The organism is Psychrobacter pacificensis, assembly GCF_900101915.1.
Lineage (GTDB): Bacteria > Pseudomonadota > Gammaproteobacteria > Pseudomonadales > Moraxellaceae > Psychrobacter > Psychrobacter pacificensis.
Map to the genome: position 1 here is coordinate 49763 of NZ_FNAL01000018.1, position 12687 is coordinate 62449.

Annotated in this window: 8 protein-coding genes and 1 pseudogene; 4 read left to right on the top strand and 5 right to left on the bottom strand. The window is 44.4% G+C overall.

Annotated features, from left to right (window positions below; translation table 11 throughout):
• Positions 1-382: 382 nt before the first annotated feature.
• The gene (locus tag BLR43_RS10425) at positions 383-673 is read right to left on the bottom strand and encodes a YbeD family protein (protein WP_058024867.1); all 291 of its coding nucleotides are present in this window, start codon (positions 671-673) and stop codon (positions 383-385) included.
• A gap of 276 nt (positions 674-949) precedes the next feature.
• Positions 950-1876: a bestrophin family protein gene (locus BLR43_RS10430; protein ID WP_093070964.1), complete on the bottom strand. Its 927-nt coding sequence runs from the start codon at positions 1874-1876 to the stop codon at positions 950-952.
• Positions 1877-2051: 175 nt separating this feature from the next.
• Between BLR43_RS10430 and BLR43_RS10435 the strand changes: the two are divergent.
• A pseudogene (locus BLR43_RS10435) lies at positions 2052-2303 on the top strand (STAS domain-containing protein); the annotation flags it as partial.
• A 68-nt stretch (positions 2304-2371) separates the two neighbouring features.
• Here BLR43_RS10435 and rpoD read toward each other — a convergent pair.
• The 3 genes from rpoD to BLR43_RS10450 form a co-directional block, all read right to left on the bottom strand.
• Positions 2372-4297 carry an RNA polymerase sigma factor RpoD gene (rpoD, locus tag BLR43_RS10440; protein WP_071001404.1) on the bottom strand — a complete coding sequence of 642 codons (1926 nt, stop codon included), beginning with the start codon at positions 4295-4297 and terminating at the stop codon, positions 2372-2374.
• 529 nt (positions 4298-4826) lie between these two features.
• Positions 4827-7052 carry a DNA primase gene (locus BLR43_RS10445; RefSeq protein WP_093070968.1) on the bottom strand — a complete coding sequence of 742 codons (2226 nt, stop codon included), beginning with the start codon at positions 7050-7052 and terminating at the stop codon, positions 4827-4829.
• A 139-nt stretch (positions 7053-7191) separates the two neighbouring features.
• Positions 7192-8373: an outer membrane protein assembly factor BamD gene (locus BLR43_RS10450; protein ID WP_093070971.1), complete on the bottom strand. Its 1182-nt coding sequence runs from the start codon at positions 8371-8373 to the stop codon at positions 7192-7194.
• Positions 8374-9227: 854 nt separating this feature from the next.
• Here BLR43_RS10450 and BLR43_RS10455 point away from each other — a divergent pair.
• The 3 genes from BLR43_RS10455 to BLR43_RS10465 all read left to right on the top strand — a co-directional run bounded on the left by BLR43_RS10455 (position 9228) and on the right by BLR43_RS10465 (position 12167).
• Positions 9228-10343 (top strand): RluA family pseudouridine synthase, encoded by a 1116-nt coding sequence (locus BLR43_RS10455; protein WP_406947891.1) that lies wholly within the window; start codon positions 9228-9230, stop codon positions 10341-10343.
• A 113-nt stretch (positions 10344-10456) separates the two neighbouring features.
• Positions 10457-11452 (top strand): purine nucleoside phosphorylase YfiH/LACC1 family protein, encoded by a 996-nt coding sequence (locus BLR43_RS10460; RefSeq protein ID WP_223332923.1) that lies wholly within the window; start codon positions 10457-10459, stop codon positions 11450-11452.
• A 103-nt stretch (positions 11453-11555) separates the two neighbouring features.
• The gene (locus BLR43_RS10465) at positions 11556-12167 is read left to right on the top strand and encodes a flavodoxin family protein (RefSeq protein ID WP_071001407.1); all 612 of its coding nucleotides are present in this window, start codon (positions 11556-11558) and stop codon (positions 12165-12167) included.
• Positions 12168-12687: the final 520 nt, after the last annotated feature.

Here is a 12687-nt window from a genome sequence, read left to right on the forward strand (position 1 = left end):
ACCCATAGTGATAGCAAAAATCACTGAGTACTACATATAGCGTGTTTGTTAATCGGTAGGCACAATATAGCGGGAAAATTTTGAAAATACTATATTGATTTTAGGATAAAACTATGTTGCTACAAGGTTGTAGGCAGTCCAAATTTTGGCAAAGGACGATGGGATAAGGGTTAGACGCAAATGCGGTCGATCATAAATTTTTTGTAAAAATAGTGCGGCCGTTTGCTTTTTATTTTCTCAGTGATTGTCGCCTGATAACCATCATCATGGCGGCAATAATGCGGGCGCAGATTGTACATCAAACCACAAAAAATCGCCACCCATATGTTATTACTAGCGAGTGACGACTTGGACCAAAAGGCGCTAAACCTGTCTGAACGATTTACAAAACCATGCGAACCGTCTTGGCATTATCAAGCGCGGCATAAAGTGTATTGACTTGATCAGCGGCTGTTAGGTACAGATTGACCCGTGCTGAATGAAAGCGACCCGTTCTAGAAGGTTTCACTTCAATAGAGGCCAAATCAAAATCAGGGAACTGACTACCCAAGATCAGCTTGATTTCATTAAGCAGGCTCTCGTGCTCACCTTCATGACCAATGATGCTGAGTGGGTAGTTCATCGGGAACTCCCAAAGCTCTGGGTTTTGAATGTCTGTTTTTTTGCCTTTCAGAACGCCTTTATTTGGCGTCAAATCAGTGACTTTCACTGATGGCTGATTGCTGGTTGGGTTATTTATATTGTTGTCGACGTTGTCGTTATTATTTTTTGAATCATCACTCATGATATGAGCCTCGCTTTTATAGATAATATTTTTGAATAAATCAGCTGGTTAGAGTAGAGATTTTACCTACAGTACCTTTGTCTGCTATTTATAGTGGCGTGCGGTAGATTATTCAAGTTACGTTTGCCGCTCGTTTATTGTATGGCGCTTCGATGACGGCAATATTTACGGCAAATAACCATCAATAGGCATAATGTCAGTCGGCAGATTGGTTTCTCCCAGCGCTTCTCGCAGATTGATCTCGATCGTGCGTGACAAGGCGGTCAGAGGTAACTGATTAGCCGCCAACCCAAATGGCTCTTCTAGCTCTTCACTCAATGCATCTAACCCAAAAAACGTATAAGCAATCACGGCACAAACCAAGGGCGTTGCCCAACCAAGCGAGGCGACCAAGCCAAAAGGCAGCATGATGCAATACAAGTAGGTCGTACGATGTACCAGCAGCATATAAGCAAAAGGTAGCGGTGTGTTATGAATACGCTCGCAGGCTGCCAAGACAATCGTCATAGAGGTCAGGCGCTCATCCATGTTTTGGGTGACTTGCTCTGAGACCAGTCCTTGACGCCGAATATCGCCGAGATGCTTACCCATGAGGCGCATTATATGGTCAGGGACATTTTTTGCTTGATGCATACGATCATGATGTATGGATGCGACAAAGGGATCTATGTCCGCCCAAGGTGGCGTACCACGAAGCCTGTGGCGTACAGCATGTGCAAAAGCAATGGTCAGATATACCATGGTGCGCTGAGTCTCACGACCATGCTCGTTGTCATCATCTATAAAGGATAGGACTTGGCGCGTTAAGCTGCGAGCATCATATACCAACTGGCCCCATAGCATCCGTGCTTCCCACCAACGCTGATAGCTGGCATTATTTCGAAATCCCAAAAACAACGATAATGCGATTCCCAATAAGGTAAAAGTGGCGATACCATAATAAGGAAAAGAGTCAGGAATCCAGTGTTGAATAATGGTAATGGCTGTACTAAGGATGGTAACCAATAGCAGCTGCGGATATATTTTTGGAATGATTGAACCGCGAAGGGCGAAAAATATCTTAAACGGGTGGGGTGTTTGCCGGACAATCATGTCAGTTTCCTAGCGATGAAATCTGTGAGCGTAGTATTGCAGGTGCCGTATGATTCTAATACAGAATCTAAGTCTGTAAAGCCCAAAAGACTATAAATTTATTCAAACTAAGAAGTAGGGTGGTCACTTAAGCTCGGTAATTGGGATAGCCAAAAAGTTAAATCCTCGCCTATGCTTTTCGTCAGCAGAGCGTATGACTGAATCCTTTGATATTAAAGAGTCTGTCTCTAAAGGAGTGATTGACGTGTCACGAGCACATTTTTGGGATGTGACAGCAATCGCTGCGATTGATAAAGTCATTATCAAATTTCGCCGTGAAGGCACTGAGGTAGAGCTTATTGGTTTGAACGAGGCAAGCCAGACGATGATAGACAATTTCGGTGTGCACGACAAACCAGATGCTGAGCAAAATTTAGGCGCGCATTGATAACATAGATTAACAAACACAAAAAAGCCGAGATAAACTCGGCTTTTTTTATTTAGCTTCATTGAATATTAGTCATTTTCAAGGAAAGAACGTAAATGCTCAGAACGTGAGGGATGACGCAGTTTACGCAACGCTTTTGCCTCGATCTGACGGATACGTTCACGGGTAACATCGAACTGCTTACCAACTTCTTCTAAAGTATGATCCGTTGGCATGTCGATACCAAAACGCATCTTTAATACACGGGCTTCACGCTCAGTCAGGTTGCCGAGTACATCACGAGTGGCTTCTTGTAGTCCAGCAGACGTTGCATCGTCGACAGGGCTTGAGATCGTACCATCTTCGATGAAGTCACCTAAGTGTGAATCTTCATCATCACCGATAGGCGTCTCCATAGAGATAGGCTCTTTGGCAATCTTGAGCACCTTACGGACTTTGACTTCGTCCATCTCTAGACGTTCGCCTAATTCCTCAGGCGTTGGCTCGCGGCCCATTTCTTGTAGCAGCTGACGTGAGACACGGTTGATCTTGTTGATCGTCTCAATCATATGCACAGGGATACGAATGGTACGCGCTTGGTCAGCGATAGAGCGCGTGATTGCCTGACGAATCCACCATGTGGCATACGTTGAGAACTTATAACCACGGCGATATTCAAACTTATCAACCGCTTTCATCAGACCGATATTACCTTCTTGGATCAGATCCAAGAACTGTAGGCCGCGGTTGGTGTATTTTTTGGCAATAGAGATAACCAGACGCAAGTTGGCCTCAACCATTTCTTTTTTCGCGCGGCGAGCTTTTGCTTCACCAACGGCCATACGACGTGCCACGTCTTTCATGTCGTGGATTTTCATATCAAGCTGCTGCTCATAATCACGAATACGGCGCTGAAGTAAAATAACGTCATCGGTGACTTTTTCTAGTGTGCCCGCAAATGCAGGCTTACCTTTGATACGCTCAATGAGCCAATCGACATTGGTTTCATTGCTAGGGAAGGTCTTACGGAACTCTTCACGCGGCATACGACCACGGCGAATCACCAAGCGCATGATTTGACGCTCTTGCTTACGCACGTCGTCGTAGACGTCATGCATGATCGCCATGACTTGGTCTGACAAGCGATTATTGAGCTTTAGCATCATAAAGCGTTCAGCAAGTAACGCGTACGCAGTATCCGCCTGCACGCTACCACGACCATAATCAAGCAGCGCTTGCTTGGCTTTGATAAATAGATGCTCGATCTCTTCTAGACGCAAACGTACTTCTTCTGGATCAAGACCGCTGCTTTCTTCTTCAGCTTCTTCTTCAACGTCGTCTTCGTCTTCATCTTCGTCATCATCAAGTGCGGCTGCCTTGGCATTCACTTTAGCTTTGATGATAGGCGGGTTTTCTTTTTCTTCTTTGATGCGCTCACGCTCTTCTTTTACCGCATCTTTGGCTTCTTGAGCGGCGATTTTATCTTCTTCGGTTTCAGGATCTAAGAAACCAGTGATGACGTCAGATAGCTTTTTTTCGCCATCTTGTACTTTTTGGTATTCATCAAGGACGAACTGTACGGTGCCAGGCCAGTAAGCCATGGCATGCTGTACATCACGAATACCTTCTTCGATACGCTTAGCAATGGAGATCTCACCTTCACGGGTAAGAAGATCAACTGTACCCATCTCACGCATATACATACGGACAGGGTCAGTGGTACGACCAGGCTCGGTTTCAACAGAGGCAAGTACTGCCGCTGCTTCGTCTGCTGCCATGTCATCATCACTTGAATCATCGTTCATCAAGATGTCATCGGCATCAGGGGCAGACTCAAAGATTTTGATACCAACATCGGTTAGCATCTGCACAATATCTTCGATCTGATCGCTTTCGGTAATAGAGTCGGGCAGCTGGTCATTCACCTCAGCATAGGTAAGATACCCTTGCTCTTTGCCCATTTGGATTAAGGTGGCCAGTTGAGATGTGGACTGAGAAACTGACTTATCGTTCATAAATACTCGCTTACTTGCATCGGACATTTTTATATTGTGACTCGCTATCGCTCGCTCTTTGCGTTGATCTTATCAATCGATTGATCAAAATATGGCGTAGAGGTTGTCAATAATATCAAAAATGAGTTGATATGAATAAAGGCTCAAAACACTACAATAACAATGCTAAAAAACAGCTAAAAATTAGAAAAGCTAAAAAGACTTCAATACAGTACCTAAAAAAATATAGTACTTAAAATTTAATACTCAAAATAGTATCTAAAAGCAGATACGTAAAATAATACCTAAAATTTGTGCTTAAAGATGCATGCTCACAATCATTAACCAAGCAGTGCTGTCAATATACAGCGACACAGTTTAACACAGACCATCGTCGTCAAGCACGAGCTAGTGATAGCTACCGACCATTTTTTGCCGTTTATTTGCCGTCAGCTAAATGATTTAGGAGTGACTCATGCTACTGGGCATAATCATTAGTAGTGGGGGCAGTGGCTAGAATTTTAAAGGGGCATGATTTGATAATTAAACATTAAGACTGAACGGTGACCATCTGTGCCGATTGCTCTGCCTGCTGTGCCCGTAGCCAATCGTTCAATAATTGGGTTTGTTTACGGACGATCGCAAGCTTAATATGATCAGGGTTTTTTATCAGCTCTTGTATTTTTTTCTTCATATTGCGCTCAAGCAGCTGACTGACTAGCTCTTCGATCAGGCCATCAAGCCCCAAAATATTGCGTGCGGTTAGCGCTTTATAAAAGCCGCCCCAATTACGGCTCAGCATGTCTTGGGTCGCAGGCTTCACATTTGATAAGATAAAATGCGCTGCTGCGTTGGCATCTTTTGGCAAATAATTAAGACAGCGTTTGATAGTGCTCACGATGTCAAGCAGAGCCGCGTCTTGCAGGTCTTCCCAAGCAAGCGGACGCAGCGTATCGGCTGAAGCCTTTTGTTTGATATGCGCAGGTAGGTGTAAGCCATTAATACCAGACTGTTGCCAAATCGATTCGATAGGGTCATCAATGAGTGCGCGCGGCTGAAACAAAAAGCACAGCTGCAATTGTTGGCTGATGGTCATATCACCATCAAAGTCTAGCAGCGCATCTTTGGCCTCGACATTTTGACTGCGCCTGCCGCCAAGCTTTTGATAAATGTCATTATTGAGCAAATAGCGAAAGCTACTGCCTTTTGGCAAAGCGGTCGTCAATGAGCGTACTTGCGACATGAGCTTGGCTTTGCCTTCAGCCAGACTCATGTCATAGCGCTCACTTAAGTACGCAAAAATATACTGTGATAACGGCATGGCTTGGCTGATTTGCTCACGCATGGCATCGCTGCCATGACTCTTGATAAACGTATCAGGATCATGATTGTTAGGCAGGGTTAAAAACCGCAACTCTTTATCATCAGCAAGCACAGGTAAGGCAACTTCAAGCGTACGCCAAGCGGCTTTTTGTCCGGCACTGTCGCCATCAAAACTCAAAGTCAGCGTTGGATTGAGTGTCAATAGCCGCGATATTTGGCTTTCATTGATTGCCGTACCCATCGAGGCGACCGCGCCATAGATGCCCGCTTGATAGAGAGCAATGACATCCATGTAACCCTCGACCACCAGCCAGTCGTTAGCACGCTGCTGGCGCGACTCATAATAGCCATAGAGTACATGCTGCTTATGAAAGACGGGCGAGTCTGAGGAGTTGATGTATTTTGGCTTGACCTCATCGTCGAGCGCCCGACCACCAAAACCAATGGTGCGACCTTGGTTGTCACGAATAGGAAAAATAACCCGATCACGCAGCAGATCGTAGTCACGGCCAGACTCTGATTGGCGCACGAGCCCTAGTGCCTTAAGTCCTTCAATATCTTGTGGAAACTGATGCTCAAGATGCTGCCAGCCAAATGGCGCATAGCCAAGACCAAAAGTCTCAAAAGTCTCTTCAGTGAGTCCGCGTGACAAAAAGTATTGCTTGGCATGAGGGTGAGTGTGTAGATTATGCTGATAGAACTGCTGAATTTGCTCTAGCAGATCGTACAAATTGCCATCTTGATCAGACGTCTGATCGATACCAATACTATCCATGCCTGCGTCAGTTTCTGTCAGCCACACTGGCGGATAGGCACTATCGTCCGCATGGTTTGAAGAATACGGCTCTGATGGATACGAGTCCATTGAATAAGATGCTGACTCGTAAGCGTCTAGCGGCGGGAAATTATCGTAACCCTGAGCGTCATCATAACTTGACTGGTCTATGTGATTTTGGTCGCTTTGGTCAACATTATTTTGATGACTGGCTTGACGGTTGTTTTGATAGTTATTTCGATAGCTGTCTTGGTTTGTGCCGTCTTGGTTTGCACCGTCTTGATTTACTTTGCTGTGCTCTATCGTTGGGCTAGGTACATTGTGAACTGGCGGCGGTGCAATAGGTGTTGGCGTACGGCGTTGATAGCTGACGTTCTGTTGCTCTTCTTTTGGTACTTCAATGCCTGTTTGTTTAGATAGCTCATTGACTGCTTCGATAAAGGTAAGATTCTCGTAATCACGCAAAAAACTGATGGCATTGCCACCGACGCTACAGCCAAAACAGTGATAGATATTTTTTTGTGGATTGACATAAAAAGAAGGCGATTTTTCACCGTGAAAAGGGCAGCAGCCTTTATATTCACTACCAGCGCGTTTAAGCGTGGTGTGTTTGCCAATGATGCTGATCAGGTCAGCTTGGCTATTGAGTTGTTCAAGAATATGGTTAGGAATGCTCATACAAAAAACAGTTTACCATAGGTCGATTATGTTGGGGCAGAGGTAATGAGGTACTGCTAGAAAAATAAGGCCAACGTAATGTTGACCTTATTATCAATGAATACAGACTGTGTTAGCTAGGCTAAAAGACCTCACATAATCAATTATTATCCATATCACTCACACTGTCGTCATTTAGCGTAGTGCGACGTGTTGGATTGGTATTTAGTGGATCGACGTTGGCTTCTCGTGCAGTCGAGCCAGTGCTTGATTGGCTGGTCACGCGCTCAGCTGACGCTTCAGGCAGACCTAGGCCTACGCTAATACCATTACGTGCAGACGCATTGTTGGCGACTGGAGTGTTGGCAGGCGTTGTGTTTGTCCCTGCTAGTCTCAACTGGGCTGCGTTGCCAATCATTTGGGTTTTGGTCGCGCCATTATATTCGCCCGTTGCCACTGAGTTGTCAGTTGTGCTTGAACGACCAAGCTGTCCAAAGGTAATCTTATTGAGCCAAGAGCGATCACGTTTGGTGCTCAGTTTCACGCTGCCATTACTCGTCAGCATGTTTGGATAGTTGATTTGCAATAGGGTTTTGTACTCATTTGCCAAATCTGTTAGACCAAGTTTTTCGTGGCTATAGGCTAGGACAGCAATGGCATCTGGTACTGACTCACTCAGTGGATAGTACTGGAAGACCCATTTGGCACGGTTGACAGCTGCCACATAAGCTTCACGCTCGATATACCAGTTGGCTGCGCTCATCTCGCTCTCAGCAAACTGATTATAGATAAATGTCATGCGCTGGGCGGCATCTGGTGCATAGGGGCTATTTGGGTATTTGCTAATAAGTTCTTGGAAGTTGGCAAAGGCAATACGTAGATACGCAGTGTCACGCTCCGCTTGGTTTAATTTAAACAGCTTCAAACTCTCAGACGAGCCTTCCATATTGGCAACGCCGCGTACATAGTAAGCATAGCTGACTTGGGGATTAGAAGGATATAGACGGATGAATTGCTCAGCACTCGCTGCTGCCATCTCGTATTTATCGCTTTGATACTGTGCATACATCATATCAAGTAATGCCTGTTCAGCGTATTGCCCAGTTGGGTAAAAGGTACGCAGATTGGTCAGTTCTTCAACACCTTGAACATAGCGGCCTTTATCGATTTGAGCGATGGCATCGTTATAGTAACCTTGCTCTGACTTTTCCGCTGTTTCTACCGCGTCGACATCTTTGGCGCCAGTGAGGTTTTTGAATGTCTGGCAACCCACTAGATTGACGCTAAGCGCAAGTAAGGTGATTGAGGACAGTTTGATAAACGTATTGCCAACAGCTTGCATACTTCTTCTCCGACACAAGACGCATGATAGCAGCAGTGCTATCATGCTATATAAAAAATTAGTGATAAAAAACGATGCTGAGTATTCAGCGATGCACAAGCAACACGTTTTTCATCGAATGCAGTTTTTGTTATGACGTATTGTACTGGTAGATTGGGTCTGATACATAGAGCTTTTATAGTAAGCCTGTAATAGATCAAATGCATTTAATCATATTCAAAAGGTTTAAATGGCAAACACTGTCAATAAAAACCAATGGTATTTTTATACTGTATTTGAATATGGCATAGCAATACAGTGCCATAGCATACAGCAAAACATGGCTATACTTTATAGAATAACGTTTGCTTCGTCTATTTTTTCGCTATCTATATTTTACAGGCAGTTTACCATGAGCGGCTATCACGAGCGATACCGAATATCGCTGGCAGGAACAAATATACAGTAAATTACAGCAATGTTATGTTCTAGAGAGCTAAGCAGTAAAGCTTGGCACCTCAGAAGCGCTCAAAAATTCACAGATAGTATGCACTTTTATAGGGCTTGGACGCGTGACATGATACACTAGAGCGGTATTGTCTCCGCTTTTTTGACCTGCATAGCTTTTATTATTTGCTAGAGGTCAAAAAACGACAATTTTTTATTATTTTATCTTTGAATGAAGTCACCTAACAAAATATAGTTAGTAACTTTACATAGTTAGCAACTTTGCTAGGTATCAATCCGCTATGAATAATGATGCCATGACTACCCATTTATCACCGAATCAATCGCTAGAGACTGATTCATCAGCACAAGAGTCACCAATGCCAAATAACGTTTTAAATAATGACGAGCCTGACAATCAAGAAATGATGGATGAGCAGGAAATAATGGACGAGCATACTGATGCTCTTGATAATGACGACTTGCTCGAAGAAGATAGCGATATTGATGAAGAAATTGACGATGGCGACATGGATGAAGGCGACGACAATGAAGCGCCAGTAGCAGGTCAAGCGGTACCAGTGGTGGTAGATATAACGCATATCGTCACAGAAGATGAGTCTGGCTTACGTATTGATAAAGTCGCTTCACAGGTGTTTGCAGACTTTTCGCGCGTGCAACTACAAGGTTGGATCACGGACGGTAGCTTACTCTATAACGGCAGTGTGCAAAAACCAAAGGTTCGTGTCAAAGCAGATGACGTGCTACATCTATCGACAACATTGCAGCAGCATAGTGAAGATCAACCAGAAAATATCGATATCGATGTGGTCTATGAAGATGATGATGTATTGGTCATCAACAAGCCTGTCGGTATGGTGGTGCATCCAGGTGCGGGTAACCAGACAGGCACTTTGGTCAATGCTTTGCTATATCATTATCCGCAGCAGCATCACTTGCCGCGTGCAGGGTTGGTACACCGTATTGACAAAGACACCTCTGGATTACTACTCATTGGTAAAACCAAACCGGCTCAAATGGCGTTGATGGAGCAACTAAAAGACAAATCTGTTTATCGTCATTATCAGTGTGTGGTAGCAGGCGATCAAGCAAGCTTGCTGCGTCATCGCCGTATTGATGCGCCGATAGGGCGACATCGTACTCAGCGTACCAAAATGACAGTCATGACTGCCGGCCGTGAAGCGGTAACCCATCTATTAAATGTCACGCCACTGAATGACAACTACTGTCTGTTAGATGTCGGACTGGAAACAGGTCGTACGCACCAGATCCGTGTCCATCTGAGCCATGTGACCCATCCGCTAGTCGGGGACCGTGTCTATGGTGGTCGTCGTCAACTGCGAGCAGGTTTGACAGAAGCACAGCGCCAAGCCATCAGCAACTTCCCGCGCCAAGCATTGCATGCTTATACTCTTGGGTTTGTGCATCCGGTAACTGGTGAGGATATTGAAGTGACGACGCCACTGCCAGAAGACATGCAACAGCTAATAGCTGTATTAAGCGACGGCTATGATGACGAGTAAACGCTATTGAGAAAAGCGGCTGTCTAAAGGTGTTTACGACAATTGCCAAGTTTATAGTAGTGATTTAGTGATGCCAATTTTTAGACAGTCAAAGATAAAAGGATGGGGCAGTCGTGACAAACAAGCTTCCGATAATAGATAATTTTCCAATGACCATGCTCGCGCAAATGGATGACGTGGCTGTTTTCCAAACGGCTGCTTTTGCGCCGAATAATATTGACGAACCTGCTACCGCAAGCCAGCAAAGAGGGCTTGACAGTCAAGCAAACCATCAAGCAAATTATGGCGCGCTAAATCTAGGCCTGCATGTCAACGATGAGGCGGCAAAGGTATTAGGTAATCGTATGAGTCTGTTGGCTGCGATTAATACACAGATGGCAAGTGAGTCATCACAAACTGAGCAACATACTGCTATTCACAGCTTACATTGGGTCAGTCAGATTCATGGTAAACAGATCCATGATATTGATACGACGCCTTTGAGCATGGCACCAATGGCGGCTGACGCCATAATCAGCAAGCAAAGTGGTCGTGGACTGGCGATCATGACGGCAGATTGTGTGCCGATTGTCTTATACCAACCCGCTAGCGGTAAAATCGCCGCCATTCATGCAGGCTGGCAAGGATTGGCGTGCGGTATCATCAAAGAGACTGCTCAGCGCTTTACCGATTCAGGGGCTATACAGGCTTGGATAGGGGTGTGTATCAGTCAGGCCAATTATGAAGTGGGTCATCAAGTTCGTGACCAATTATTGGCTGGTTGCTTAGATAATCAATTACTCACGGCGTCAGATAGTGATAATTTTGACAGTTTATATGTGATGCGCTCAGATAGTGGTCTTGAAAATCATAGCGATACTCAGCATTTACATAAGACAGTTGATAAACTATCGAATTGCGCTACAGTGCACACGCATAAAGTTAAGCTAAACTTACCAAAACTGGCCGCTGATCAATTAACAGCTGCTGGCGTGTCGATAGATAGTAAAGAACCTATCAGCTGTAGCTATGCAGATCGGCATTACTATTCTTATCGTCGTCAAACGCATATGCAGCAGCCTGCAACGGGAAGAATGGCGCTTGTGATTGTGCGCCGCGCTGCTACGTAGATGTCAGCTCACAACTAACAAACCTATTGAGTGCGCTGAGTCGTTTTGCACTCGTACACTATATTATTTTTATTTAACCATTATTGTCATTATTAGAGTCTGTATGAATACAACTAGCGAATCCTCAAAAATATCTCCTGATAGTACGCCTAACGTATCGATTGCTGTTATTTTTCATAGCAACTACGGTCATACTAAGCGTGTCGCTGAAGCGATTGTACAAGGCGCGCATCAGCAATTACCAGAGGCCCAAGCAAAAGCGGTTGATATTCATGATATTGACTGGGATTATTTAGATCAGGCAGATCTATTGGTTTTCGGTAGCGCGGTATATATGGGCAGCGTCACCGCTGAATTCAAAACCTTTATGGATGAAACCTCAAAGCGTTGGTACAACCGCACGTGGGAAGGCAAATGGGCCGCAGCTTTTGCCAACTCAGGCGGTCTGAGCGGTGATAAACTTGCCGTGTTGCAGCAAATTTCTCTATATGCCATGCAGCATGGTATGAATTGGATTGGTCTGCCGCTTATGCCGACGGGTCATGAGGCGCACGATCTCAACCGTCTATCTAGCTTCTTAGGTTTGATGACACAATCTCTTGACGGACCACCTGAAGAAACGCCAGGGAAAGGAGATATTGATACCGCTATTTGGTTTGGTGATCATTTGGCTAAAACCATCATTAAACATCAGCCAGCGGATAGTAAGCGTTAGTTAACACAGTGGGTGACAGGCTACTCCAGTAAAAAAGCAGACACTATTGATGTCTGCTTTTTTTATGTCAATGTTATGGAGCAACCAGATTAGTCGGTACAGGCTTAACAGGAATAGGGCTATCAACAAATTGGAAATGTTGACAACCAGTCAGCATTAGCGACGCTATCAGCAGACAAATAGAGGTAAGTGACTTCATAATAGTATCTCAGAGACGATATATTACCCAATAATATATCTTGTATGTCTATCTATCGTTAGAAGCGATGACAGTTAAAAGTAAGGTTTACTTTTAGGTATTATATATAAAAACAGGTCGGTTATATAACCTTAAAAAGGTACAAAGACTTGGCTTTGTTTTTAAAGAAATTATTTATTCAGTCATGACGTAACTTGTCTACTATGCGTTTGTATTAGCTATAGTCAATCAATATTAAAAGTGGTACGAGGCAGACGAGTGCAAGTACTACAGTAGTAGGCTAAACGAGTCTAACGCTGTAACACTTTAATAGTGGTTCGA

Bases quoted from the DNA above. Each gene is read 5' to 3' on its own strand.
- BLR43_RS10445 (WP_093070968.1), bottom strand. From the start codon at position 7,052: ATGAGCATTCCTAACCATATTCTTGAACAACTCAATAGCCAAGCTGAC.
- BLR43_RS10450 (WP_093070971.1), bottom strand. From the start codon at position 8,373: ATGCAAGCTGTTGGCAATACGTTTATCAAACTGTCCTCAATCACCTTA.
- BLR43_RS10465 (WP_071001407.1), top strand. From the start codon at position 11,556: ATGAATACAACTAGCGAATCCTCAAAAATATCTCCTGATAGTACGCCT.
- rpoD (WP_071001404.1), bottom strand. From the start codon at position 4,297: ATGAACGATAAGTCAGTTTCTCAGTCCACATCTCAACTGGCCACCTTA.
- BLR43_RS10455 (WP_406947891.1), top strand. From the start codon at position 9,228: ATGGATGAGCAGGAAATAATGGACGAGCATACTGATGCTCTTGATAAT.
- BLR43_RS10430 (WP_093070964.1), bottom strand. From the start codon at position 1,876: ATGATTGTCCGGCAAACACCCCACCCGTTTAAGATATTTTTCGCCCTT.